General features: G+C 68.8%; 23 protein-coding genes and 1 pseudogene. 8 read left to right on the forward strand and 16 right to left on the reverse strand.

The window, feature by feature from the left end; translation table 11 throughout:
* Window positions 1-107 precede the first annotated feature (107 nt).
* The 4 genes from B5D80_RS10965 to B5D80_RS10980 all read left to right on the forward strand — a co-directional run bounded on the left by B5D80_RS10965 (window position 108) and on the right by B5D80_RS10980 (window position 4,093).
* A complete protein-coding gene (locus tag B5D80_RS10965; RefSeq protein WP_088643784.1) occupies window positions 108-641 on the forward strand; it encodes a SigE family RNA polymerase sigma factor in 534 nt (177 codons plus the stop codon).
* On the forward strand, window positions 628-1,869 hold the full coding sequence (locus tag B5D80_RS10970) for a hypothetical protein (protein ID WP_088643720.1): 1,242 nt from the start codon (window positions 628-630) through the stop codon (window positions 1,867-1,869). The genes B5D80_RS10965 and B5D80_RS10970 overlap by 14 nt, the downstream gene beginning before the upstream one ends.
* A 297-nt stretch (window positions 1,870-2,166) precedes the next feature.
* On the forward strand, window positions 2,167-3,561 hold the full coding sequence (locus B5D80_RS10975) for a glycoside hydrolase family 6 protein (RefSeq protein WP_245854461.1): 1,395 nt from the start codon (window positions 2,167-2,169) through the stop codon (window positions 3,559-3,561).
* 103 nt (window positions 3,562-3,664) lie between these two features.
* Window positions 3,665-4,093, forward strand: coding sequence for a nuclear transport factor 2 family protein (locus B5D80_RS10980; RefSeq protein ID WP_088643722.1), 429 nt, complete (start codon window positions 3,665-3,667; stop codon window positions 4,091-4,093).
* A gap of 62 nt (window positions 4,094-4,155) precedes the next feature.
* Here B5D80_RS10980 and B5D80_RS10985 read toward each other — a convergent pair whose 3' ends face one another.
* The 3 genes from B5D80_RS10985 to B5D80_RS10995 all read right to left on the reverse strand — a co-directional run bounded on the left by B5D80_RS10985 (window position 4,156) and on the right by B5D80_RS10995 (window position 6,929).
* Window positions 4,156-4,893, reverse strand: coding sequence for a phosphotransferase family protein (locus tag B5D80_RS10985; RefSeq protein ID WP_088643723.1), 738 nt, complete (start codon window positions 4,891-4,893; stop codon window positions 4,156-4,158).
* 67 nt (window positions 4,894-4,960) lie between these two features.
* Window positions 4,961-5,899 carry an NADP-dependent oxidoreductase gene (locus tag B5D80_RS10990; RefSeq protein WP_088643724.1) on the reverse strand — a complete coding sequence of 313 codons (939 nt, stop codon included), beginning with the start codon at window positions 5,897-5,899 and terminating at the stop codon, window positions 4,961-4,963.
* A gap of 175 nt (window positions 5,900-6,074) precedes the next feature.
* A complete protein-coding gene (locus B5D80_RS10995) occupies window positions 6,075-6,929 on the reverse strand; it encodes a helix-turn-helix domain-containing protein (RefSeq protein WP_088643725.1) in 855 nt (284 codons plus the stop codon).
* Window positions 6,930-7,114: 185 nt separating this feature from the next.
* Between B5D80_RS10995 and B5D80_RS11000 the strand changes: the two genes are divergently transcribed.
* Window positions 7,115-8,290, forward strand: coding sequence for a metallophosphoesterase (locus B5D80_RS11000; RefSeq protein ID WP_088643726.1), 1,176 nt, complete (start codon window positions 7,115-7,117; stop codon window positions 8,288-8,290).
* Here B5D80_RS11000 and B5D80_RS11005 read toward each other — a convergent pair.
* On the reverse strand, window positions 8,271-9,146 hold the full coding sequence (locus B5D80_RS11005) for a helix-turn-helix transcriptional regulator (RefSeq protein ID WP_088643727.1): 876 nt from the start codon (window positions 9,144-9,146) through the stop codon (window positions 8,271-8,273). The genes B5D80_RS11000 and B5D80_RS11005 overlap by 20 nt on opposite strands.
* Before the next feature lie 145 nt (window positions 9,147-9,291).
* On the opposite strand from B5D80_RS11005, the gene B5D80_RS11010 reads away from it, so the two are divergent.
* The gene (locus B5D80_RS11010; protein ID WP_088643728.1) at window positions 9,292-10,071 is read left to right on the forward strand and encodes an NAD(P)H-dependent oxidoreductase; all 780 of its coding nucleotides are present in this window, start codon (window positions 9,292-9,294) and stop codon (window positions 10,069-10,071) included.
* 62 nt (window positions 10,072-10,133) lie between these two features.
* On the opposite strand, the gene B5D80_RS11015 is transcribed toward B5D80_RS11010, so the two are convergent.
* The 8 genes from B5D80_RS11015 to B5D80_RS11050 form a co-directional block, all read right to left on the reverse strand.
* Window positions 10,134-11,396, reverse strand: coding sequence for an ATP-binding protein (locus tag B5D80_RS11015; protein WP_088643729.1), 1,263 nt, complete (start codon window positions 11,394-11,396; stop codon window positions 10,134-10,136).
* 695 nt (window positions 11,397-12,091) lie between these two features.
* Window positions 12,092-12,739 carry a nucleotidyl transferase AbiEii/AbiGii toxin family protein gene (locus B5D80_RS11020; RefSeq protein ID WP_088643730.1) on the reverse strand — a complete coding sequence of 216 codons (648 nt, stop codon included), beginning with the start codon at window positions 12,737-12,739 and terminating at the stop codon, window positions 12,092-12,094.
* 2 nt (window positions 12,740-12,741) lie between these two features.
* Window positions 12,742-13,308, reverse strand: a complete 567-nt coding sequence (locus B5D80_RS11025; RefSeq protein ID WP_088643731.1) for a hypothetical protein — start codon at window positions 13,306-13,308, stop codon at window positions 12,742-12,744.
* A 156-nt stretch (window positions 13,309-13,464) separates the two neighbouring features.
* On the reverse strand, window positions 13,465-13,680 hold the full coding sequence (locus tag B5D80_RS11030; protein ID WP_281253456.1) for a DUF2399 domain-containing protein: 216 nt from the start codon (window positions 13,678-13,680) through the stop codon (window positions 13,465-13,467).
* 165 nt (window positions 13,681-13,845) lie between these two features.
* The gene (locus tag B5D80_RS11035) at window positions 13,846-14,448 is read right to left on the reverse strand and encodes a hypothetical protein (RefSeq protein WP_088643732.1); all 603 of its coding nucleotides are present in this window, start codon (window positions 14,446-14,448) and stop codon (window positions 13,846-13,848) included.
* A gap of 85 nt (window positions 14,449-14,533) precedes the next feature.
* The gene (locus tag B5D80_RS11040) at window positions 14,534-14,839 is read right to left on the reverse strand and encodes a helix-turn-helix domain-containing protein (RefSeq protein ID WP_088643733.1); all 306 of its coding nucleotides are present in this window, start codon (window positions 14,837-14,839) and stop codon (window positions 14,534-14,536) included.
* Window positions 14,839-15,210, reverse strand: coding sequence for a type II toxin-antitoxin system RelE/ParE family toxin (locus tag B5D80_RS11045; RefSeq protein ID WP_088643734.1), 372 nt, complete (start codon window positions 15,208-15,210; stop codon window positions 14,839-14,841). The genes B5D80_RS11040 and B5D80_RS11045 overlap by 1 nt, the downstream gene beginning before the upstream one ends.
* A 194-nt stretch (window positions 15,211-15,404) precedes the next feature.
* A complete protein-coding gene (locus B5D80_RS11050) occupies window positions 15,405-15,653 on the reverse strand; it encodes a metal-dependent hydrolase (RefSeq protein ID WP_144081639.1) in 249 nt (82 codons plus the stop codon).
* A gap of 185 nt (window positions 15,654-15,838) precedes the next feature.
* On the opposite strand from B5D80_RS11050, the pseudogene B5D80_RS35100 reads away from it, so the two are divergent.
* Window positions 15,839-16,415, forward strand: a pseudogene (locus B5D80_RS35100) (transposase).
* A gap of 237 nt (window positions 16,416-16,652) precedes the next feature.
* On the forward strand, window positions 16,653-18,590 hold the full coding sequence (locus tag B5D80_RS11060; RefSeq protein ID WP_088643736.1) for a DNA cytosine methyltransferase: 1,938 nt from the start codon (window positions 16,653-16,655) through the stop codon (window positions 18,588-18,590).
* A gap of 13 nt (window positions 18,591-18,603) precedes the next feature.
* On the opposite strand, the gene B5D80_RS11065 is transcribed toward B5D80_RS11060, so the two are convergent.
* The 4 genes from B5D80_RS11065 to B5D80_RS11080 form a co-directional block, all read right to left on the reverse strand.
* Complete coding sequence (locus tag B5D80_RS11065; RefSeq protein ID WP_088643785.1) at window positions 18,604-19,053, reverse strand: very short patch repair endonuclease; 450 nt, start codon at window positions 19,051-19,053, stop codon at window positions 18,604-18,606.
* A gap of 151 nt (window positions 19,054-19,204) precedes the next feature.
* On the reverse strand, window positions 19,205-21,214 hold the full coding sequence (locus tag B5D80_RS11070; RefSeq protein WP_088643737.1) for an AIPR family protein: 2,010 nt from the start codon (window positions 21,212-21,214) through the stop codon (window positions 19,205-19,207).
* Complete coding sequence (locus B5D80_RS11075) at window positions 21,207-22,217, reverse strand: PD-(D/E)XK motif protein (RefSeq protein WP_088643738.1); 1,011 nt, start codon at window positions 22,215-22,217, stop codon at window positions 21,207-21,209. Before B5D80_RS11075 ends, B5D80_RS11070 begins: the two co-directional genes overlap by 8 nt.
* Window positions 22,214-24,997: a Z1 domain-containing protein gene (locus tag B5D80_RS11080; RefSeq protein ID WP_088643739.1), complete on the reverse strand. Its 2,784-nt coding sequence runs from the start codon at window positions 24,995-24,997 to the stop codon at window positions 22,214-22,216. Before B5D80_RS11080 ends, B5D80_RS11075 begins: the two co-directional genes overlap by 4 nt.
* Window positions 24,998-25,020: the final 23 nt, after the last annotated feature.

Consider the following 25,020-nt stretch of genomic DNA (forward strand, 5'->3'; position numbering starts at 1 on the left):
CGACCCAGGCGGCGCTACGCAGCGTGACCCGGAAACTACCTGACCGGGCCGTGCAACTCCCCGGGCCGGTGGCTCCGTTCTACCTCCGGCACAAGGAGGCAGTCGACGTGAAAGCCGAAGACGAACAGGCGTTCCGCGAGTTCGTGACGTCCCAGATGGCGTCGCTGCGCAAGCTGGCGTACATGACCTGCGGTGACTGGCACGCGGCCGAGGACGCCGTGGCCAACGCCCTGGTCAAGCTCTATCCCCGCTGGCGGAAGCTGGAACGGCCCGATCTCTACGTCAAGACCATGGTCTACCGGGCGGCGGTCGACGAGACCCGGCGGCCCTGGCGGCGGGAGCGGTCGTCCGGTGACGCCATGCCGGACGTCGCGCTGCGCGATCCGGCCGACGCGACCGACGAGCGGATGCGCCTGCGGGCGGCGCTCGACGCCGTACCGGCCCGGCAGCGGGCGGCCGTGGTGCTCCGGCACTACCTGGGCCTGAGCCTGGAGGACACGGCCGGCGTCCTCGACTGCACGGTGGGCACCGCCAAGAGCCAGGTCTCCCGGGGCCTGGCGAAGCTGCGCGAGTCGCTCGCCGCCGAACGCATCAGTCTCACCGGGAATTCGATCGAGGAGTGGACCAGTGCAGTTGCATGAATTCGTGGACGCGGTGACCGGTCAGGAGCCACCGATGACCCGTACCGCCGACGACATCGTCGCGGCGGGGCGGCGGGCGCAGCGGCGTCGCCGGGCCGGGTTCGCCTCGGCCGGCGCGGCCGGCCTGGTCGTGGTCGCGGTCGCCGGCGCGTTCGCGCTGCCGACCCTGGGCGCCGGGCGGGACACCACCGCCGCGCCACCCCCGGCGGGTACGGCGGCCGCCGCACCCGCGGAGGCCCGCTGGTCCGACGCGCCGCCGTTCACCTTCACCTTCCGGGGGTACGACGCGGGCCCGCTGCACGTGCAGGACCCGATCGTCGCGTCGGTCGGCTACCAGATCGCCTCGGTCTACTCCGACGGCCACGTCTCGAACGACAAGCCGGTCACGGCCGACGAGGTCGAGGCGGGCGGCGACCCCGTGGAGCAGAAGAAGCGGGCCGCCGGGGGCAAGCCGAGCCTGTGGGCGTACCTGACCGTGTACCGGCCGGGCGTCTTCGACCCGGCCGGGATCAGGAACGGCCGGAAGGTCACCGTGGCCGGGCACCGGGCCGTGCAGGCGACCCTGCCGGTCGGCCTCGACCCGAGCAAGCCGCTCGACGAGGGCAACAAGCTGCTCGCTTGGGAGTACGCCCCCGACGCCTGGGCGGCCGTGACTTCCATCTCCAGCTCCGTGGCCTCGCCCAGCTTCCAGGACCTCGGCGGCCTCGTCGGCGGTCTGAAGCCGAGCCGGCCGAAGCCGGCCACGGTGCCGTTCACCGTGGGCTACGTGCCGGCCGGCTACCGGCCGTTGCAGTCCGGCACGCACGCCATGCCCGGCCTCAGCGGCATCGCCGCGGCCCGCGCCGGTGACTACGGCGGCGCGACGTACACCCGGCCGGCCGCGCCCACCTCGGGCCTGACCGCGCCCTACGACCAGGCCGAGAACGGCATCAAGGACGGTTTCCACATCTTCGTCACGCCGGCCGGCAGCTCGAACCAGTCCCCGGAGCCGGGTGTGACGAAGTGCTACCCCGGCTCGGACCGGCGGGCCCCGGGTGACGGTGCCGGAGGCGGCGGCTTCTGCAACATCTGGAACGCCGACGGCACGGTCGTCCTCCAGGTCAGCGGGATGGGCCTGGGCAACAAGTTGCCGCTGGCCGAGCTGGAGAAGGTCGCCAAGGGCATCAGGGTCGCCGACGTCAGGGACGAGTCGACCTGGACCCCGGCCGCGCAGGCCCTCCGGCCGTAACCGAACCGTCCACGCAGGCGGTCGGCACCCGGCAGGGGTCGGGGCCGACCGCCCCCGGCGACAGCGGCACCGCGCACGACGGCGGTGCCGCTGTCGCCGTTCCGGGGTGCCGTCGCCTCCCGTTCCCGTCGCCGGGCCCCGCACCGGCGGTACGCTGCCGCCCGGCCCGTCCGGCCGGTGAAGTCGGTCGATGTCTTAATGGGCGGGCCGTACGTCTTGGCAGCGGCGCACGCCTCGGCTACCGTCGTGGGAACGCTCCCATGTAGAAACATCTATGTGATCAGGAGGCAACACGTCGTGGCTACCCTCTCCTCGCTCCGCCGCAGATCGGTGGCGGCCTTCAGCGTGGCGGCCGTCGCGGGCGTCACCGCCGCCGGCGTGGTCCTCGCCGGTGGCACCGCCTCCGCCGGGACGATATCCGGACCGCTCTACCGCGACCCGACGACGGCCGTCGTCCGCTGGGTCGCCGCCAACCCCGGCGACTCGCGGGTCGGCGTCATCCGTGACAAGATCGCCAGCCAGCCGCAGGCCCGGTGGTTCGCCAACTTCAACCCGTCGACCGCGCAGTCCGAGGCCGCGTCGTTCGTCGGTGCCGCCAACTCCGCGGGGCAGATCCCGGTGCTCTCGATCTACGAGATCACCAACCGGGACTGCGGTGGGGCCAGCGCCGGTGGCGCGCCCGACCTCAACCAGTACCAGACCTGGGTGTCGAACTTCGCCCGGGGGCTGGGCAACCAGACGGTCATCATCATCCTGGAGACCGACTCGCTCGCCCTGCTGACCTGCCTGAACAGCAACGAGATCAACGCCCGTAACCAGGCGATCTCGACGGCCACCCGGACCCTCAAGGCGGCCAACCCCAACGCCAAGGTCTACCTCGACGGCGGCCACTCCACCTGGAACAGCGCCAACGAGACGGCCAACCGCCTGCGGGCGGCCGGCGTGCAGTACGCCGACGGCTTCTTCACCAACGTGTCGAACTTCAACCCCACCTCCAGTGAGGCGAACTTCGGCCGGAACGTCATCTCCGCCCTCAACGGCATGGGCATCTCGGGCAAGCGCCAGGTCATCGACACCAGCCGCAACGGCGGTGCCAGCGGTGACTGGTGTGGCGACGACAACACCGACCGCCGCATCGGGCAGTACCCGACGACCAACACCGGCGACAACAACATCGACGCGTACCTCTGGGTGAAGCCGCCGGGCGAGGCCGACGGCTGCCGCTACACCGCCGGTTCCTTCCAGCCGGACCTGGCCTTCAGCCTGGCCAACGGCGCACCCAACCCGCCGGTGACGACCCCGCCGACCACCGCGCCGCCCACCACCGCCCCGCCGACGACCCCGCCGCCCACCACGGCTCCGCCGACCACGGCTCCCCCCACCACGCCGCCGCCGGCCGGCAACGGCTGCACCGCGTCGGTGGTGGTCAACCAGTGGAACGGCGGCTTCACGGCGAGCGTTACGGTCACCGCCGGTGACAGCGCCCTCAACGGCTGGAACGTCAGCATCAGCCTGCCCGGCGGTGCCAGCGTCACCAGTACCTGGAGCGCACAGTCCAGCGGCACCAGCGGGACCGTCCGGTTCACCAACGTGAGCTACAACGGGCAGGTCGGCGCCCGGCAGTCGACCAACTTCGGCTTCCAGGGCACCGGCACCGGCCCCGGTGCCACGGCCACCTGCACGGCCAACTGACCCGGTCCGACGGCGACGGCCCGGCGCGGAGCACCCTTCCGCGCCGGGCCGTCGCGCGTCCACCGTCCGCCCGCTCCGGCCCGGCCGCGGGCTAGGCTGGAGAGTGGACCTCAGACACCAGGAAATCTTCCAGCGGTACGTCTACGCCGGTGCGGTCACCCGGAACCCGGACGCGGTCGCCGCCCTGTTCACCGAGGACGGCGTGTACGACGCGCCGCTCGTTCCCGAAGGTCACCCACTGTACGGCCGCCTGGTCGGGCGGGAGGCGATCCGGGCCGGGCTCCGCGCGTACCACAGGCAGTTGGCCCGGCCGGGCACGGTGGACACGCGACACTCCACCCACCACCTGCACGACACGGCGGACCCCGACGTGTTCGTCGCCGAGATCGACGTCGCCGTCGACGAGGCCGACGGAAGGCGTACGACGATGTCGCTCGTGCAGGTGTTCCGGCTCCGCGCCGGGCAGATCGCCCTGCTGCGCGACTACTTCACCGAGCCACCCACCGGTGCCTCCGGCCGCCACCCGCGCTGACGTCACCGGCGGCCGGCGACCCCCGCCCCGGCGGGGGCGGAGGGGACACCGGCCCGGTGGCCTCACTTCCGGGCGGTGAGCACGTCGATCTCGCACCCCGGAGCGGCCGGGTCGAAGCCGTGTTCCGTCAGCCAGCGGATCGTCAGCAGGCTGCGCGCCGACCACCACGCCCGGATGACGTCGACGTCGACCTCGGTGCCGTAGCCGGCGACGACGTCACCCAGGTGCTCCTCGTGACCGAGCGTCAGGATGGCGAGGTCGTACAGGGCGTCGCCGGGGCCCGCCTCGGACCAGTCGAGCACGCCGGTGACCTCGTCGTGCTCGACGAACACGTGCGCGGTCTGCAGGTCGCCGTGCATGAACACCGGGGTCCACGGCCGCAACGCGGCCTCGGCGACCCGACGGTTACGGGCGACCAGATCGGCGGGGAGGACGCCGTTCGTGACGAGCCACCGGCACTCCCCGTCGAGGCGTGCCGCCAGGTCGTCGAGGTGACGACCGGGCCAGGGCGGCAGCGGGGCGTCGTGCAGCGTGCGTACGGCGGCACCGGCCGCGGCCCACGCGGCCGGCGACGCGGTCGACGGTTCGCCGAGCTGCCCGAGTGGCCGCCCGGGAAGGGCGGCGAGCGCGAGTACGGGCGGCCTGTGCCACCGGATCTCCGGCGTGGGGACCGGTGCCAGCGCCATCGCCTCGACCTCGACGGCGGTGCGCGTCGGATCGGCGTCGATCTTGACGAACAGGTCGCCGACGCGCAGGGTCGCGCGTTCCTGATGGGCGACGACCACCTCGACCCCTGCCACGCCGGTCAGTCTCGCGTAGACATCCGTCGACGTCACCTGGTTTGTGCCGCCGGCAGGACGGTCGCCCTCAGGCCGTGAGGACGACCGTCTTGCCGGGCAGCTCACCCGCGCCGGCCCGGGCGTGCAGCGCGGGCAGCTCGGCAAGCGTCACCCGCTGGGCCACCTCGACGTGCAACTCGCCGGTGCCCACCCGCGCCGCCAGGTCGGCGAGCTGGTCGGCGTCGCTGCGGACGAACAGGTCGATGCCGCGTACGCCACGCGCCCCGTCGGAGGGGGCGGGCATCCAGACGGTGGTGTTGACCAGCGTCCCACCGTCACGGATCAGCGTGACCAGGGCGGCGAGCTGCTCCGGGGCGACCGGGGCGAGGTTGAGCACCAGGTCGACCGGCTCGGTCACCGCCGCCGTCACGTCGGTGCTGGTGTGGTCGACCACCTCGTCGGCCCCGGCGGCCCGGACCCGGTCGGCGCTGCGGGGGCTGGCCGTGGCGATCACCCGGGCACCGGCCTCCTTCGCCAACTGCACGGCGTATCCGCCGACCGCACCGCCGGCCCCGTTGACCAGCACCCGCTGGCCGGCGGTCAGCCTGCCGTGGTCGAACAACGCCTGCCACGCCGTCAGCCCCACCAGTGGCAGCGCCGCCGCATCGGCCAACGGGATGTTCCCCGGCGCCCCGGTCAGGATCTCCGCCGGCGCGATCACGTACTCCGCCGCCGCCCCGGTCCCCGTCATCGGCAGGAAGCCGATGACCCGGTCACCGACCGCGAAGTCGGTCACCCCGGGACCGACCGCGTCGACCGTGCCGGCGACGTCGAGGCCGGGAGTGTGGGGCAGCTCGACCGGGATCGGGCCCTGCATGAAGCCCGCGCGGATGTTGCCGTCGACACCGTTGAACGACGTCGCGGCGACCCGGATGCGGACCTGACCGACACCGGGGACGGGCTGCTCGACGTCCTCGTAGCGGAGCACCTCGGGGCCGCCGAACTCGTGAAAACGCACTGCCTTCATTGCCTGACCTGCTTTCCTGGACGCCGTCGGTGAGCCTCGGACGTGAAGCGGTGCCGTCGCGGCAGCGCCGCACGGTGCGGAGGCATCCGGCCCGGTGTCACCAGGGTCGCCCGGAGGCGGTCGCCGGATCCGCGGTCGCCGGATACGTCACCCAATCTGGCAGGAGACGGCGCGGTCAGCCTGGGCCAGGTTGGCCCACCCTGACGACGGCCGGCTCACCGGCGTCGTCGACGATCTCGGCGAGCCGCGCCGCATCGGCCGAACGCGGTGCCGCGGTGAGCATCAGGGCCGCCAGATCGTCACCCGGGATGGTGACCAGGCTGCCGACGAGGGTGACGACTCCGCCGTCCGGATGGACGAACGCGGCGCTGCTCTCGTAGGCCGTCACCGGACGCGGCTCCCGCCACAGGGTGTCGAACAGGCCGCTGCGGCTGCGCATCTCGTCCACCAGCCCGGCGAGGGAGGCGTCGGCCGGGTAACGCAGCACCGCGCTGCGCAGCCGGGCGACGAGGACCGCCTCGTGATCGGTCGCCTCGGCCGCCGACTGCCGGAAACCACGGAACGGATCGCAGAACGTACGCCAGGCGACGTTCCACTGCCACGGGTCCCCGGTGAGTTCCCAGTGCCCCAGGGCCAGGAACGCGGTGTTCACGGCGACCAGGTTCATCGCCGCGTCGGAGACGAACATCGGGGTGTCGGTGAACCGCTCCAGCAGCCGCATCGCGCCCGGACCGATCTCGTCGGGCACCCGCCCGTCCGCGGCGGCGTACCCGGCCAGCGCGCAGAGCCGCTCGTACTCCGCCCGCCCGACCCGCAGCGCACGGGCGATGGCGTGCACCACCCCGGCCGACGGATGACTGCGCCCCTGCTCCAACCGGCGTACGTAGTCAGCCGACATGCCCGCCAGCTCGCCGAGTTCCTCCCGCCGCAACCCCTGCACCCGCCGCCGGCCCACCGGCAGCCCGACCGTCGCCGGCGGCGTGCTCTCCCGCAACTGGCGCACCGCGACGCCGAACTCGTGACGTTCCACGGCACCAGTCTGCCCCGACCGGTCAGACCGCAGGTCGCGGGCGGTCCCGGTAGGTGCCCGCGCGACTGCTCCCGTGGGCTACGCCCAGGTCGGTCACCTACCGGGCGTATGCGGTGCGGTTTCCGGACGTGGTCGATCGCGCCCGGACCGTGTCATGCTGCACGGGCCCCGACGGGAGGACGACGATGGCTGCTGGCGATGCCGTACAGGTGCGGCCGACGCGGGGGTCGCTGCGACCGCTGCTGTCCGGGGCGACGCTGATCGCGGTCCTGGCACTGCTGTTCGGGCTGCCGTGGTGGACGTTGACGGTGGCGGCGCGGTGGCCGACGCCGGTGCAGGCCGCCGGCACGACCCTGTTCGTCGTCGCGCTCGTCGCGTTCCCCGTACTGATGTATCTCGGGCACGGCCGCCGGCGGCTGGACGCGGCGGCCCGCGCCGGGGACACCCTGCTCGGCCTGGTGTGGATCCTGTTCGTCTGGGCGCTGATCGGCAACGTGGCCCGGCTTCCGCTGGCCGCCGCGGGGGTCGCCGATCCGGCGCGGTCCCGGTACGTGGCGGCCGGCGCGGCCGTCGTCGCGGTCGTCCTGGCCGTCTGGGGGTACGCCGAGGCGATGCGGGTGCCCCGGGTCCGGCGGGTGGACGTCACCATCGACCGGCTGGGAGCCGGCCTCGACGGGGTCCGGGTGGTGCTGCTGACCGACACCCACTACGGCCCGATCGACCGGGCCCGCTGGTCCGCCCGCACGATCGAGGTGGTCAACGGCCTGGCCCCCGACATCGTCTGCCACACCGGCGACATCGCCGACGGCACGGTCGACCAGCGCCGGGCGCAGGCTGCGCCGCTGGGCACCGTGCAGGCCCGGCTGGCCCGGGTGTACGTGACGGGCAACCACGAGTACTACGGCCAGGCGCAGGGCTGGGTCGACCACATGCGGGCCCTCGGCTGGGAGCCCCTGCACAACCGGCACCTCGTGGTGGAGCGGGGTGGCGACCGGCTCGTCGTCGCCGGGGTCGACGACGTCACCGCCGCCTCGTCCGGGGTCGCCGGTCACCGGGCCGACCACGCCGCCGCGCTCGCCGGCACCGACCCGCAGCTGCCCGTGCTGCTGCTGGCGCACCAGCCGAAGCAGATCGGCGACGCGGTCGCGGCCGGCGTGGATCTGCAACTGTCCGGGCACACCCACGGCGGCCAGATGTGGCCGTTCCACTACCTGGTCCGGCTCGACCAGCCGGTCGTGCAGGGCCTCAGCCGGCACGGCCGGACCCAGCTCTACACGAGCCGGGGGACCGGCTTCTGGGGTCCGCCGTTCCGGATCTTCGCGCCGAGCGAGATCACCCTGCTCACCCTGCGGGCGGGTTAGCCTCCAGCCGTAACCGATGGGCGACCCCCGGTCCTCTTCCGGTGGGGTTCCCGCCGTCGTCGAGTGCGGCCAGCAGGCGCAGCCCGTCCTCGGCGGGGCTTCCCGGCGGTGCCGCCAGGACAATCAGTTCCATGCCCGATTCGTCAGGAAGGGCGAAGTTCTCCTGGTGCAGTTCGAGCAGTCCGACCAGCGGATGCCGGTAGGCCTTGCGGCCGTGCGTGCGGGCGCGCACGTCCGCGCGGGCCCAGAGCCGGCGGAAGCGTTCGCTGCCCATTGACAGTTCGCCGATGAGCGAGGCCAGGCGGGGATCGTCGGGGTACTTGCCGGCGGCCAGGCGAAGGTGCCCCACCACGTCGAGGGTGCACTTCTCCCAGTCCGCGTAGAGGCCCCGCTCGGCTTCGTCGAGGAAGATGTGCCGGGCGGTGTTCAGCCCCGTCGTGCTCCGGCCGTAGAGGAGTCCCGCGAGGCGGTTGCCGGCGACCACGTCCATCCGGTGGTCCATGATCAGGGCGGGGGCGTCGACGACCAGGTCGAGGACGCGCAGCAGCTCCGCCCGGGGGCGACCGCCGGGCGACCTGGCGCGACGGCGGCGTTGCCGGGCCAGCCGGTACAGGTGACCGCGTTCGGTCTCGTCGAGTCCGAGGACGCGGGCGAGCGCGTCGAGGACCTGTTCCGACGGCTGGGTGGCGCGGCCCTGCTCCAGGCGTACGTAGTAGTCGACGCTGACCCCGGACAGGTGGGCGACCTCTTCGCGGCGTAACCCCTCGACGCGGCGTCGGCTGCCGGTCGGGATGCCGGCGACCGACGGGTCGACCCGGGAACGCCTGGTACGCAGGAAGCCCGCGAGATCGTCCATGGCCTGAAGTATCGCTCGGGGTGACAGGCGTGCGGGTGGCCCTGCCGGTACCAGGAACTCCGGTCCGACGGAACGCGCGCCCCTGAACGGCGCGGTCCCGGCCGCCGAGCATGGGTGGCGACACACGTCGTCGAAGGGACCAGCCATGAAGACGCTCATCGTGTACGCCCACCCGGAGCCGCGTTCGCTGAACGGCTCGCTGAAGGACGTCGCGGTGTCCACCCTTGAGGCCGCCGGTCACGAGGTGCGGGTGAGTGACCTGTACGCGATGAACTGGAAGGCCGTCGTGGACGCGGCCGACTTCGGCGGGTACGCCACCGGCCCGCTGCGGGTGGTACCGAGTTCGGGTGGGGCGTACGACGCCGGCGCGCTCACCCCCGACGTGACGGCCGAGCAGGAGAAACTGCTCTGGGCCGACACGGTGATCCTCCAGTTCCCGATGTGGTGGTACACGATGCCGGCCATCCTCAAGGGCTGGGTGGACCGGGTGTTCTCCTTCCACTTCGCCTACGGCGTGGGCGTGCACGACGAGACCCGCTACGGCGAGCGTTTCGGCGAGGGAACACTGCTCGGCCGGCGGGCGATCCTCTCGGTGACCGTCGGCGGCCCGCAGTCGCACTACACCGACCGCGGGATCAACGGCCCGATCGAGGATCTGCTGTTCCCGATCCACCACGGGATCCTCTACTACCCGGGTATGGAGGTGCTGCCGCCGTTCGTGCTGTACGGCGCCGACCGGATCTCCGGCGGCGAGTTCGAGGACGCCGCGAAAAGGTGGAAGGAGCGGTTGCTGACGCTGGAGACGACCGCGCCCATCGCGTTCCGGCGGCAGAACTCCGGCGACTACGAGATCCCGTCACTACGGCTGAAGGAGGGCCTGGAGGCTCCTGGCCGTGCGGGTTTCCGCCTGCACGTGCGCGATTAGCCGCCCGTGCTGAGGCACCGTGGAGTAGTGGCGGAGGGGCGAACGCTCTCCTGTGGGTGAGGTCAGTCTGCTGTCGGGGCGGGTGCCTGCCACAGGGTGCTGACCGGCATTGCGCGGAGTCTGTCGCCGAACGGCAGCGTGGAGGTTCCGGTGTAGAGGACGATGCCGGCGATGAAGTCGTCACCGAGGCGGTCGGCGAGTCGGCGTAGCCCGCGGAAGTCCTCGGGCCCGATGGTGGTGGCTGCTTTGACTTCGATCCCGACTACCTGGCCGGATCTGTTTTCGAGCACCGCGTCGACTTCGTACCTGCTCTGGTCGCGGTAGTGGGACAGGTCGACGGGCTGCTCGGACCAGGTGAGCTGCCGGGACAGCTCGGACAGGACGAATGATTCGAGCAGCGGGCCGAACGGTGCGCCCGGCCGTAGTAGTGCCCGGGCGTCGGTCGCGATCTCGTTGGCGGCGATGCCCGAATCGACGAAGATCAGTTTCGATGCGGCGGTGGCCCGGGTGCCCAGGTTGCGGGACCAGCCCGGGATCCGCTTGATCAGGAAGATCTCTTCCAGGGCCTGGAGGTAGCGGGCGATCGTCGGTCGACTGAGCCCGAGGGTGGATTCGAGGGAGTTGGCGGCGATGATGGTCGCGGACCTGGCCGCGAGCAGGCGTACCAGTTTGCGTAGCTCGCCCTTGTGCTGGATGTCGGACAGTTGCCGGACGTCGCGGTCGATGAGCGCCTGGACGTAGGCGTCGAGGAACCGTTGGCGGCGGCGGGGGTCGGTACGGGTGGTGGCCTCGGGTAGGCCGCCGCGCACTATCCTGGCCGCATAGTCGGCGCGGGTCACCTCCGACTCGTGTCGCAGGTCCGGGCCGAGCGTGAAGACGGCGTCGATGAATCCGTCCGGCTCGGCATCGAGTTCTCCCTGGGAGAACGGCCAGAGTTCCACGGTCTCCATCCGGCCGGGCAACGCGTCCGGGGCGGCAACCATGCCGAACAACCGAGACGAGCCGGTGAGCAGATACCGGCCCGGACGAGGGTCCTCGTCGACTGCTGCCTTGATGGCCAGCAGTAGTTCCGGAGCACGCTGGATCTCGTCGATGACCAGGAGTTCGGAGGAGTCCACGAACCCGACCGGGTCGGCGATCGCCGCCGCCCTGTCCTGGGCCCGATCAAGATCGCGGCGCTCGGCCAGGCGATCCCCGGCGACGAGGCGGACCAGGGTGCTCTTGCCTGCTTGCCGTGCTCCGGTGATCAAGACGACCCGGGTGTCCGCCAGAGCAGCGTCGACCTGCGCGGCGGCGCGGCGGGGGACCAGGTGCGGTGTGGGCACAGGGTGATGATAGCGGGAGAGTTTTCGATCTGCGGGGACTGTGTCTTTCAGTTTGCGGCATCGTTCGTATTCGTTATGCGGCCATCTGGTGTTCGATCTGCGGGTCACTGGTCGTGCCGTTCGAGGGTCCCCCGCCGTATCGGGCATGTGTGTCGGTATGGGTGCGCATCCGGTGGAGACCGTCGCGGTGGGTATGGCGGGGTGGGAGCGACCTCAGGGTGAGCTCTCCGCGCCCCTGTGGTGCAGACGCTGAAGGTGGGTGCGTGGACGACACGTCGTCGATCTTCGATGAGGTGCGCGACGTGTGCTCGTCAGCGGATGCCAACCCGGGTCACTCGGTGTCGACGCAGCCGCTCGTGGTCGCAAACGGGGGTTCGTGTGCTCGGGCTGTGGTCCTGGGCTGGGCGAACACGGGTCCTGGCGCTGCGGGTGAACGTGGGCCACTCCCTGCCACCCCAGGTGAACCCGCAGGTCGCTAGACTAGGCGCTCGCGCCCTCGTAGCTCAGGGGATAGAGCATCGGTTTCCTAAGACTGGCCTCCGCCGGTGTCCACAGGCCGATGTCCTGCAGATTTCCTATCGTCCCTGTTGCGTGCCGGTCGCTTCGCGGGCTCGCTGCGATCCCTTGCCGAAGATCAGCTGGAACGTTGTGGGCCCTGTGGTGTCGGCATGACGTAGCCGTGAGTCGGGGCCGAGTCATCGTTCCTCGTCGTCGAGTAGTTCGCGGCGCCACTCCGCGAATCGCCTTCGGAGATCGTCCAGCGCTGGGCCGGTGACGCCGTACTGGGCGAAGTCGTCGGGGTCGAGGTGGGTGGCTTGTCCGAGGGCGTCGGCGAAGATGCGCGGGTCGAAGCCACGGTCGGCGCGCTGCGCGAGGGCGAGAAGGGCGTTACGGGTGTAGCGGCCGGAGCGGAGGGTGGCGTCGATGTCGATGAAGTCCCGGGCGAACGCCCGCCCGTAGAGGGCGCTCATCTTGTTCGCGACCGCGTCGTCGGGGTGGAGGACGGGTCCGATCGCCATGAGGATCGGTTCGTTGGCCCGCCAGTCCACGCCGAGTTCGACCTTGGCAACCCGAATGCCGTCGGTGACGGCCAGCCGGGCGAAGGCGTCGTACTGCCGCTCGGTCTCGACGGTCAGGCCGTCGCCGCGATAGGCGTGCACGACGGCGGTGACCGCGGAGGTGAACTCGTTGCGGCGGTCCCAGGCGGTGAACAGGTCGACGTCCTCGCTGGGCCGCTCGACAAGCCCGGCGGCCTGGACCGCGTATCCGCCGGCCAACGCGAAGCCGTATCGATCGGCCGCCGCGAGCCCGGTGCGGGCGAGGCGTTCGTGGAAGGGGTCCACCGCTACGCCGCGTTGCTGCGGGTCGCGGCGAGTTCGGGGAAGGCTTCCTCCCAGCGCTGCCGGAGCTGGGGCGGCAGCCAGAGGCTGGGCCAGAGCCGCCGGAGGAGGTCGGCGTCGAGCCAGGTGTTCAGATCCTCGACGGTGCTGGCTTCGGTGAGCACCACCTTGTACATGCTGGCCAGGCGTGCGGGTCGATCGAGGTCGTACTCGGCGTGCCCGGACCAGTCGAGGTGACGCGGAAGCGTCACCCTGCCCTCAGCTGGGCCGTGCAGCGCGGTAAGGGTTTCGGCCACCACGTAGGGCTTCCGGTCACCGTAGGGCCGGTAGTCCGCCGGCGGCTGGGGTGATGTCCTGCGTCGGCTGAGGTTGGTCGCCCGTCGGACCTCCGGTCGGAGGGCCTGGCGGATCGTCTCTCGGCTGTACCCGGTGACCCGCTGCAGGTCCACCGGCCGCCATCCGGCCGCGTGAAACGCCCGCAACTGCTCGTCCCGCTCGGTCAACGCCTGCGCCCGCGTCGCCTCGTACCTGGAGACAACCGCCTGCAGCTCATCCTCCGAGAACCGACCCATGGCCGTAAGCCTACCAGGCTAGGCCCAGCACGCTTGGCTTATTGCGATATTCGATCTGCGAGAAGGCACTCTTTCGATTTGCGGCGACGCCCGTGTTAGGTACGGGGGCCCACGACGTTCGACCTGCGGCATCCACCGAGTAACACCGGCCTGCCGCTATCTGGCTCCGGCCGCCCGTAGGTCGGCGATGAGCCGATCGAGCAGCCGTTCCTCCGTCACTGCTCGGCCGGCACGCCGCATCGACTCGTCCCAGGGCGTCCGGGTGGGCGTGCCGAGCAGTGCTGTGCCGGTGCCCGCCGCCGGCAGGTAGTCAGCCGCAGTCATCCGCCACGGGACCGCGCCCGGATACCGCTGGAGAGCCGCCGCAGTCAGTCGTACGCCGGTCGGTGGGCGCTCAGCTGCGCTACAACGGCGGCCTGCACATGGGGCAGGTGCGGGCCGCTTACGCGAGCGTGATGCGGGGGCTACAGGCTCCGCCGGAGGTAGACCTCGAGAGAGCCCGTTCCGCGGGGTGTAGCTGGGTGGGCCGTGGTGGCTTCACCGCAGGCCACCCAGGAGCCCCGGCATCCGGATGTCGACCTGCCAGTCGTCGCCCAGCACGCTCTGGACCACCGCGCGGACGTCGTTCTGCCAGTCGGTCACCACATCCATGACGGGTGTGCGCTTGCGCACGCGCAGCTCGATGCGCCGCGCGTCGGTGCGCTTCCACTCGGCGTCGGCGAGCACCGCCACAAGCTTCGGAATCCGGGGGCGCATCGACGTCTCAGCGAGCGCCTTGGCCACCTCCAGATCACCGCCCTCGGCCCGTCTGCGCGCCCGCCCGGTCGCATCTTCGCGCTGCTGGTTCCTGCGCTCTAGCTCCTGAGCGGCTTCCTGTTCCTGGCGACGGGGCCTAGCGTACTCCAGCGCTAGCTCGCGTGCCTCCGCCGCAGTGGGTCCGATAAACCAGGGGCTGACCGCCACGTACACGCCTCCGCCACCGTGGTCGTCGCCCTGCGTCACAAACACCGGCGAGAGCTCCTGCGGGTAGGCCGCCTCGTTACTTGGCGGCGGCTGCCACCCGATGACCGCGCCGACCAGCGGGGACGCGAGGTCGCTCATCTCCTGGGCCAGCCACAGGGGGTACGGCTGCAGGATCATCGCTCTCCTTCACTAGAGGGGCTTCCACCGTCGCACGCAGACGAGGCCCCCACCATGGGCGGGGGCCTCGTCTGCGTGCTTGGTGTCAGCCGAGCGCCAAGCGCTCGCCGTCAAAGTCGGCGACGAGCTCCAGCTTGCCGCCGAGGGCCGAGACGTAGCGCTGGATGGTGCCGACCTCGGTGGCCGGCACCTCGCCCTTTTCGATGGCGGCGACCCGCGGCTGCGAGACGTCCATGCGCTCGGCGACGTCCTTCTGGCTCAGCCCGCGCCGCTCGCGCACCTCGCGCAGCCGGGTGGCGCGGACCTCAGCGAGCATCCGCTCCTTGTGCTCGGTGACCTTGGCCTCATCGAGGTCGATGCGGGAGCGCGTGTCCCGCCAGCTGCGTGCCATCAGCGTTGTCCCTTCAGCCCTTTGAGGTGTTCAGTGAACCGTTGGTCGGCCTCGAGGATGCTGGTCTCGTACCAGCCCTTCCAGTTGCCGGCCTTGTCGCCTGCCACCAGCAGGATCGCTTCCCGCTGGGGGTCGAAGGCGAACAGGATGCGTACCTCGCTGCTGCCGGATGAGCCGGGTCGCAGTTCCTTCATGTTCTTGTAGTCGGATCCCTTGATCCTGTCGACGAGCGGACGCCCGAGTGCCGGGCCGTGCTCGACGAGCAGGTCAATCGCGGCGGCTACCTGGTTGGCGGAGTCGGGGTCTTCTTTGGCCAGGCGCTCGAACCAGTCGTCGACCTCGTCGGTCAAGCTGACTTCCCACCCGGCCATGAGTTCACTATACCTCACATCAAAACGCCAGCGTTATATCCCGACGATACGGGGAGCGCTTTGGCGTTGCCGACGGGGGAGCCGTGAAAAGGACATACGGTGCCATAACACTCGAAGGATCATTCCGGCGACTACCACCTTCTCGCCCATCCGGCCGGTAGTGAAGCGCAGCGCCCGAGGGTGTCCACCGACTGCTACCGGCAGACCCGGATCCGCAGCGGCCACCACAGCGGCGAGCCGGAGCGGGTCATGGCGTCGCGCAGGGAGTGGATGAACGTGCCGGCGCCGGCGGCCAGCCCCACCCACCACCACGAGCGGCCTGCCATGAGCGCCTGAATGAGCAGCACGGCCGCACCGGTGATCAGCAGTGAGCCCAGTGCCGCGGCGGTCCGAGCGCCGACGGCGTGCCGGGCCTCGCCGAGCAGGCGCGCACGCGTGCGCACGCTCAGCGCCGGATAGCTGGCCAGCCACACGCCCCCCGCCACGGCCAGACCGGGTGTGGGAGTGTTCAGGCAGGAAGAGGCTCAGTGGGCCGGTTCGGTCGCTTCGGCCAGTCCACCAGTCCATCGGGAGGAACGAGTGCCCTATCAGTCCGCCGAAGCGTGGAGGCACCAGCCTTCGTACCTGCGTGGACACCCTCGCAGTGACGGGGCGGCATGACCTGACCGACGTGCAGCGGGCGGTGCTAGAGCCGTTGCGACCCGCGCCGAAGCGGCCAGGTCGATCGTCGTCATGGACCAAGCGGCAGTTGATCGACGGGATCCTCTGCTGGGGCGCGAGAAGGGGGATCTGCAGGCCGAGGCGCCCGGCCGTGTCAGCGTCGAGCCAGACGACCATGCCTGGGTCGCTCTCATCCTGGTCCTGGCCGCTATTCGTGTTTCCCGCCTGGCCGCCGGCACCCCAGGACCCGACCGGATCGGGTCCTGGCTGACAAGGCGTACACGTCGAAAGCCAACCGCCGGTACCTGCGGCGGTGAGGCATCGCTGCGACGATCCCGTCGAAGGCCGATCAGGATGCCAACCGGCGTCGGAAGGGGTCGAAGGGCGGCCGGCCCCCGGCCTTCGATCCCGAGCGGTACATGCAGCGTCATGCCGTGGAGCGGGGCATCAACCGGCTCAAACGCCATCGGGCCGTCGCGACCCGCTCCGACAAGCTGGCCGTCCGCTACCAGACCAGCCAAGGGACGTATGAGCGTGGTCCTTGACGGACGCTCCCGCCGAACCGGTGAGCATCATGATCTCTCGGTCGTTTACGATTGACCGTCCCAGAGTCGACCAGCGGTTCGGACCTGGGGCGCAGGACCGAGGACAGCGATGTCTAAGGGGCGCGACGGGTGTGCAGCAAGTTGTCCTGATGTCCGCTGCGGCAGAATTCTTGCTTCCACGAGCGTGTCTGTGTTCTCCTGGTCCTGGTTGATGTCACGCGTACGAAGGGTCGTGCTGTGAAAAAGGGGCACTACGGCGTACCTCTTGAACGCAGTGACTACCTCAAGCTGGATCCGAACGAGAACAGCTGCACCCTGGAGGGTTTCCAGGACTGGCTGGAAGGCTTCGGCAAGGGCAAGAGGCTGGCTGTGGACCTCTTCTCCGGCGCCGGCGGCCTCAGCTCCGGCATAGAGCGGGCGGGATGGACCACAGCAGCAGCAGTGGACTTCGATGAGCGTGCGCTGGAAACCCACCGGGCGAACTTCCCGGGCCTCAGCCTGAAGATGGATCTCGGTGACCCCGCCGAGCGCGACAGGCTTGAAAGTGTCCTCAGGCCAGCCAAGATCGATCTCGTCGCAGGAGGACCCCCCTGCCAGCCGTTCAGCAGGGCGGGGCGCAACAAGATCCGCGACCTCGTGAAGAACCATGGCCGCGACCCGGAGGACCGCAGGAAGGAGTTGTGGAGCGCGTACCTTGACATGGTCAAGCGGATCAGCCCGCGCGCGGTCCTCATGGAGAACGTTCCCGACATGGGGCTCCACGACGACTTCTTCGTCATCCGGACGATCGAGGAGGAGTTGGAGGAGCTCGGCTACGCAACGCAGGTGCGGCTCGTTGACGCCTGGCACTACGGCGTTCCTCAGCATCGGAAACGTCTCATCCTTCTGGCGAGGAGGGATGTCGACGACTTCACGTGGCGGAAGCCCGACTCTGTGCGCACCACCCTGCGCGAAGCCATCGGCGACCTGCCCGAGCTGGAGGTCGTTCCGACGGAACGGGTCGGAGATCGGGAGCTGAAGTACCGTAAGCCCCGCGACCTGTCCGCTTTCGCCGCGAAGATGCGTGAGAAGACGCCTCGGGGAGTGGTCTGGGACCATATGACGCGGAGGGTCCGGATCGACGACCACCGGATCTTTGAGGTCATGGAGCCCGACACCAAGTACTCGGATCTCCAGGAGAAGCTGGCCGAGGACGAGAGGGGGTACCAGCGCTACAGCGCGGAGAAGTACACGGACAAGTACAAGAAGCTGGCCTGGAACAAGCTCAGCCGTACGATCACCGCCCATATCGCCAAGGACGGCTACTGGTACATCCACCCGCAGCAACTTCGGACGCTCACCGTGCGGGAGGCGGCACGTGTTCAGACGTTCCCGGACCATTTCCGGTTTGCCGGTACCCGGAGTGACGCCTTCCACCAAATCGGGAACGCCGTCCCTCCGCTGCTGGGCGAGGCCGCAGCGGAGGTACTGAAGCCTGTTGGCGACGCCACTGCCATGCCTGTCGGGCTCCGGCCCCATTGGCGTCAGGTCAGGAGTGGCCTCACCGACTGGGCTAGGCAGAGGCTGGTCGGCAAGGACTGGTATCAGTTTCCCGGCGAGAAGCCCGTATCGCTTCATGCCGCCGTGGTAGCCATGGTCTCCGGCGCGAAGACCAAGCCAGCCGTGATGGCGGAGCTCATGACGAACGTCAGGTCGTCGAAGACGCTCACCGCAGCCCTGTTCAGGAGGCTCGTCGACGCGGCGCCCTCGGCGTCGGTCCGGGCCCGCGTGGACCGCTTGGCCCCACTGGTGGACAGGTCCTATGACTGGCAGTGGAAGAAGCGATTCGACGTACCCGCCAAGCTGGCCATGAAGCCAGCCGAGGCGGCTCTCTACCGGCTGCTGATCGGAGAGGATCTCATGCTGGTGGGCCAGAGCACGTTGAGGGTCGCGGCTCGGGTGAACGGTATCGAGCCGGATCACGCCAACCGCCTCAGCGAGGGCCGCGTCAACCTGGTGAAACTCGTGGGCGCGGGCGCGGACGCACCTCTACGCATGGGCGCGATACGGTTGATCGGTATGGACCTCTGCAGGGAAGATCAACCTGTGTGCTCGGAGTGTCCACTCATTGCTCACTGTGCCAGCCGGAAGGAACTGCCCGGAGACCTGCTGACTCTGACCTTCGGTCAGGAATAGCCGGTCGGCGGCGTCACACCGCGCCGTTCGAATCCGCGGTCTTGGCGACCCGCTGTGCGGCTCCCTCAACATCACGTCGGATCTCGCACTCCCAGATCCGAAGCACGGTCCATCCAGCAGCCGTTGCTTGCTCGGTGTTGCGCGTGTCCCGTTCTCTGTTAGTTTTGATCTTCTCCCGCCAGAGTGCCGCGTTGGGGCCCCGGAACTCCCTGGGAGTGTGGTCGGGGCAGCCGTGCCAGAAGCATCCGTCGACGAAGACCGCGACGTGGTACTTGGGAAGTACAAAGTCCGCCGTGCATCGCGGCGTCACTCTCCTTTGAAGGCGAAACCTGAGACCGAGCCGGTGCACCGCGGTCCTGAGGGCGATCTCGGGCTTGGTATCCCTTACCCGCCGACCACGAAGGTGTTCCCCTTCTGCAGTGGTTACCCACTGTCGCCTTAGCGCCCCGCCACCTCCGGCCATGATCACACCCCCGGCCCGTGAACGTCATCCGAGTGGGAGAGTGCCACACCCTTCCCGCGGTTCGAAACCCACCCGAACCCGTCACCTGAGGTGGAAGCGAGGACGGCCTGGCAAGGCGTTGGGCGCGTGACGAGCACGCCCAACGCGCGGCCTACATGCCGGGGTTGAATCCCAACCGTAGCGCCTCGCTACGAGCATGCAGGGCCTGAATGGCGTGCGTCTCGGGGACCTCTTCTTCCAACTCGAGTCGCCTCGCCACGAACTGGGCCAACTGTCGCTGCCAGGGTTCGAGGTTGCGAGTCTCCTTGGCCCAACGCTCGATCGCGTACCACTCGTCGACCGAGATGAGAGCTACCTCTTCACCCCCGCCCTCTTCGCCACCGTCACCGCCAGCGAGCGCCGCATCGTCAAGGGCGTGATCCGACAACTCCACCGCCAGATCTCGGGGAGTCTTCCAGGGCACCCTGGACACGGCGTCCCAGCACGCCGCCTTCTTTGCCCACTCGCCGACATGGTTTCCCTCGTCCGGCTTGAGGACCGCCCCCATGACACGGGGGCACAGGTCGTGCAGCGCAGCCTCCAGTACGACCGAGATGCCCTGTTCCCGCCAGATCCGGTCAAGATCGAGGCGGCGGCCGGTCGCGAGCGACAGGCGAGCGACGGTATACGTGGTCACCAGGCTCTTGTGGCTACCTGCTTCGTGAATGCCGGCAACTCGATCCACCGCCTTGAACAGGATGGCCATCGCGATCACTCTCTGGCAGTACTGAATGTCGACGCGTGGCGGCAACTTGTCCACATTGAGCATGAACTCGACAAAATTCTTCTGTGCTCCTCGGCTCACGTGGTATGGCAGTTGGTTCCATGAGTGAACAAACTTGGCGAGGTCCGCCTTGGTGAACTTCTGCTTCGTGGGGTTCAGCTTCTTGAACTGCCGTTGCCGTGCTGGGGTGCGGGCCTTAGCCAGTTCGTCCGTGTACTGGCCTCGCACACGCTCGTAGAACCAGTGGGTCTCCTGGCCGCTGCCATCGACCGCTGGGGCCCACAGGGATCGAGTGATCCGCTGCATGTCCACGTGGTAGTCGTGGTTGGAGCTAAAGTCGACCTGGGTCACCCGGTTCTGCGTGTTGGAGTACTCCGAAATCTTCGGAACAATCTCCGCGAGTCGCTGGGGTGCTACCTCCGTCAGCTTCATCTGTACTCGGACGTGAGACAGGTCTGCCTTGTCGCGACTTAGCGCGTGATGGAGCGAGGCGGTCGTCTGACCGCCGTTCACGATCTGGAGGCCGTGCACCGCAGCGATGTGGCTGGGCTCGCCGTCCGGGCCCGTCACGAACTCGACCTGTGAAGCGGTCGCGGTGATGCCGTTGTTGTAGGCCAGGAACCGTCCCGGTGCGTTCAGCAGGGTTTCCCGGATGCCTCGGTTGACCGCACCGCGGGTCTGGAGGAAGGAGCGAACGTTGAGTTCGAGGAGCCGGGTGCCGTACTCGGCGTACAGTTCGGCGAGCATCTGACCGGGTACGACTGCTAGGACCACTGAGTGGTCCTCCTCCGAACTCGGCGCGGAGACGCACGGTAGTGGAGGCTTGAAGGGCACCACTATGGGCTCGCCGAGAGCGCCCGACGTTGCGTGGCGGTGCAGTCGCGCCAGGTCCCACACCTCGTGGGTCACCGGAAGGCCGTCAAACTCCGAAACTGGAACCTCGTTTGCGGTGCACGCCCTGTTGCTGAGCAAAAAAAGTCTGATCCGGCGCACCTCGGTGAGGGCCTTCTCGACCGCCTCGCACATGTCGTACACGTCGAACGACTCGTCGATATGCTGCTGCAGCCCGTCCCGGCAGCGCTGCACGAACACCAGAAGCCGTCGGAAGGACGTCAGGGTCTGGGCCTTCGTGAGCTTGGTCCCCAAGGGGTCCAGCTGGAAGTCCGTGATGAATAGGTCCAGGGACTCACCTGAGTCGCCGATACCGTATCCGTGAACCTCATGGCCGTGCATCTTGTGATAGGCGGTGAAGGTGTTCGACACGACGCCGGCCTGCTCCAGGTCCTCGAGAACACGGCGCGTAAACGCCTCGGGGGTGGTGGTCCCCTCAGCATCAGCGGTCGCTTGAGTGTCAGCAACGACGCTCCGCGCGAACTCGGCCAGGTCGAGTTCAGCCACGGGATCCTCCGATCAGCTCCTTTACCGCATCGGGTGTGGTGCGGTAGGCGTCAAGACCCGAGGTGCTCACGTGGTACGTGCAATTGCCGACGCCCTCTGGCAGATTCGACTCGACCAATCTGGGGAAGCCCTCGCGTACATGCCAGAACCGCAGCTCTCGAAGGGTGTACCGGGGTTCTTCGTAGAGGTCAGGGCGCCCGGGTAGGTAGCCGACCTGAATGAGCAGTCCGTCGAACCTCGCCCGGGCGGCGGGACTCGTGAGCCGCTGTCGAATAATGTCCACCCTTCTGTTCAGGCTCTCTCCCGATCCGCCGCGTCGCTCGTCGAGGCTCGCGAGCGCCAGGAACAGCGCAGGCGTACCGGTTCCGTCCAGCTGCCTCTCACTGGCGATCCGTACGCTCGTCGGCCGCCTCGCGACGCTGGCCTTGGTCTCGATGGCCAGATCAGGCAGCTGGAAATCCTGGTTGGTTCCGGTGGGACCCGTCCACGCTCCGACCGCGTCGGACTGGCTCAGGGAAGTCAAGAGAACATCCCCGAGCACCAGGAGCTCACCGTAGAGTCCACGCCGCGCCTCGGCGCTTAGCCCGTCCCTGCTCACCGCACGCAGCAGTTCCTGCCACCTCTCGAACCTGTTCACAGCGGCTGCCAGAGCCTCCGCCGCGGCGCGCGCGGCCCTGGCGGTCTCGGCAACGTCGGTGACGAGCGGGTTGAACACCTCACGGAGCCCGTCCGCCGTCAGGATCACCTGCAGCTCGTACTCGGTCCGCGACACCGCGCTCAGGCCCATCTCGATCCCGGCGGCTGTGGGGAGACGACCCACCGACCGCACGATCGGGTCGACGGAACGCGCGTCCGCTCTGAACACCAGCATGCGCTGTCGGCCGGGGTGGGAGACGGAGAGGAAGATGTCGAGCGGGGCATCCGGATGCAGACGGAGGCTGGACCGTCCCGGGACACCCTGTGGGCTTTCCAGCTCACGCCACTCGTTCTCGGTGACCGTCACGCCTCGTCCTCCTCGTCGATGGTGTAAATGTCCTCCTGGAGCCAGACGGTGTTGGCGATGTACTCGGTCTTCGACTGGTACTCGGAGTGCGGGAAGCTCGCCTGGAAACCGACAAGGACAAGAGGTCGTGTCGTTGGCTCCCCGTCGTCAGCCTGCGGCACCTTGATGGGGTAGATCAGTAAGAGACCCTGGTCGGTCCGCCGCTGCCGTCGGATGTGCGGACCAGCCGGCGTTTTCGGGACTGACGGTTTCTCCTTCTCCTCTGCGGCTCTTCTCGCGGCCTCGGATGCAGCAGCCCGCTGTGATTCGTCGAGATCGACGAGCTCGTCTGGTGGGCTGAGCACTCGGCGAATCGTGTACCTGCCCTCGGTCCTGAAACCGGGATTGAGGGGCTTGCGGGTCACGAGGCCGACGGTGTGCCCGGCGATGGGCAGCGAAGTGGCCGTCGGCGTTGTGTTACTGACCAGGCACACCGTCCAGCTGCCCAGCTCGCCCACCTTGGCGCACTGCTCCACGTACCTGGCAATGAGTCCCGGACGTACCCGCTGAGCCATGCGGTCCGGCTCGTAGGAGGTGAGGAACTCGGAAACAATGCCAGGGGGAACTCCTTGCCACCGCACATTACCCGCTGGGGGACCGGGTACGGACTCCGCGACAGCGTCCAGCCGACGGACAAGGGCTTCGAGGGCATTGAAGTTCTTCTCAACGGCCTTGTCCGCAAAGTTGAAGATCACTGTCTCGGGTCCCTCCCCCGAGTAGCTGAGGAGGATCCTCGTGCCCTGCCGCATCTTGTTGGCCGCAGTCACGGTGAGTCCCAGCGAGGAGGACCGAACCTTCAGCCCGAACTCCCTCGGGGTGAGTCTGAGGGCCGCCATCTCCTCGACCTCCCTGCGAAGTTCGTCGGTGGCAGCCGTGACCTCCGCGTAGGCCGCCTGAAGCGCCGGCGTCGTGTACAGACGGCACATGTCCTCATAGCCGGGCCGGTACCCGAACCACCGACCCATCTGCAGGAGGGTGTCGTATGTTTTCGAAACACGCAGGTAGTAGCTGACGGTCAGGCCGTCCAGGGTGAGACCACGGGAGAGCTTCTGTCCTCCGATGGCGATCACGGACAGGCCGTTCCGCCGGTTCTCGTAGTAGTCGAGCGCATCCTTGGACGCCCCATTCACGGTCTTGACCTGGATCTTCCTGAGGGCAGGTAGGAGCTGCTCCGATACCTGCTCCCAGGTCAGGCGTTGGGCCTCGTCGGCCGGGAAACAGGCCGTGGTGGCAACAAAGTCCTGCTCCCAGAGAGCCCTGAGTTCGGCACGAAGCGCAGGGCCTTTCCCGTACCGGTCACGGAGCGTTTCCACGATGAGCCGTAGGTGGTCGTCGACCTGGTCGCGTACCAGGGTCTGCACGGCGGTGAACCGGGTGACGTGCACCAGCATCGAGTTGTGGACCTTCGTCTGGCCCCGCGCCCGGCGAGCCGCACAGGCGAGCACAAACGAGGAAATCGCGTCGCGAAGGGACTGCGGGAGTCTGTCGCCGGGGCTGTCACCGGACCTGTGCTTGGTGGGGAGCCAGGTGTCCGTGTCGTTCACGTGCCGTACGAGCGGCAGCGGCTCCACGTCGTCCTCATCCTCGTCGTCCACCTGCAGGCCGAAGACCCGCTCAGGACCCAGGTAGTTCGATGGGGACGGGAGAGTGCGGATAAAGCTGTACGGGAAGAGGTCCTCCCCGACGATGTCGTGGTCAACCTCCGGGTCGATGTAGATGTTGGCGAAGGGAGTGGCCGTGTATCCGACGTACGCGGCCTTGTCGAAGCTCTTCATGAGCCTACGGATCGCGTCGTTGGTCTTGGTCGGGTCTGCCTCCGGGTCACGGGCCGTGTTGATCGAGGCGTTGTCGGCCTCATCGTCGATGACGAACAGGGGGAGGTCCTTCACGACCTTGTCGCCGTGCTCGCCTTCGGTCCCGTGGACGTCCGTCACCCACTTGCGCAGGTACTCGAGAATCTTGTAGTGCTTCTTGACGACGAGGACGACGGGGAAGCTGCCGAGAGGGAAGTTGATGGCCTTGGCCGTCGCGAGGCCGAAGTCGCCCTTCTCCGCGCTGCTTGTCGGGGACGCGATATCGAGCTTCTTCGCGAGGGGCATGGCACCCGCGCCGATCGCACGCGAGCGGCCCTCCTCGTTGGACCTGCTCTGGTGCTGGGTGTCGAAGCCCAGAAGTCCCTCGTCGATCCGCAGCTGCGTCTGGCTCCGGAGATCGTTGTGGATGCCGGCAAGGACCACGATGAACCGGTATCCCGCATCCACAGCCTTCGCGGCAAGGCCAATGTACTGGCCGGTCTTGCCCGACTGCACCTGGCCGATCACCAGACCCTGCCGACGCCAGGGGCCAGGCCGGCGTGGATCCTCGATCTGGCTGAGCACCTCGTCAGAACTCTGGTCCAGCCGTCTCACGACCCATGGTGGAAGGTTCACGACGTCCTCGAGGTACCGCCGGTAACGCTCCCAGAAGTCCCAGGCTCGGTCGTTCTTCGCCTCGGGCAGCCAGGGTTCATGCCCCTTGGGATCGACAAGCGCCATGGACCGCTCCTGGAAGACGGCGGTCATGGCCTCTATCTCCTTGGCCAACTGGTCCCGGTCAAGGTTCTCCCCCTGCGCGGCGAGCATCCCAAAGATCGCGTTGACCGCGGTCTGCACCTCCTCCAGCTTCGGCTGGCGATCCTGAGGAAGGAATCCGAGAACCAGGCGCGTGGCCTTAGCCATCGGCTCGTCGGCAGGGGCACTCACAAGACAACCTCCAGCGGGACGTA

The sequence above is a fragment of the Micromonospora wenchangensis genome, from assembly GCF_002210435.1.
Lineage (GTDB): Bacteria > Actinomycetota > Actinomycetes > Mycobacteriales > Micromonosporaceae > Micromonospora > Micromonospora wenchangensis.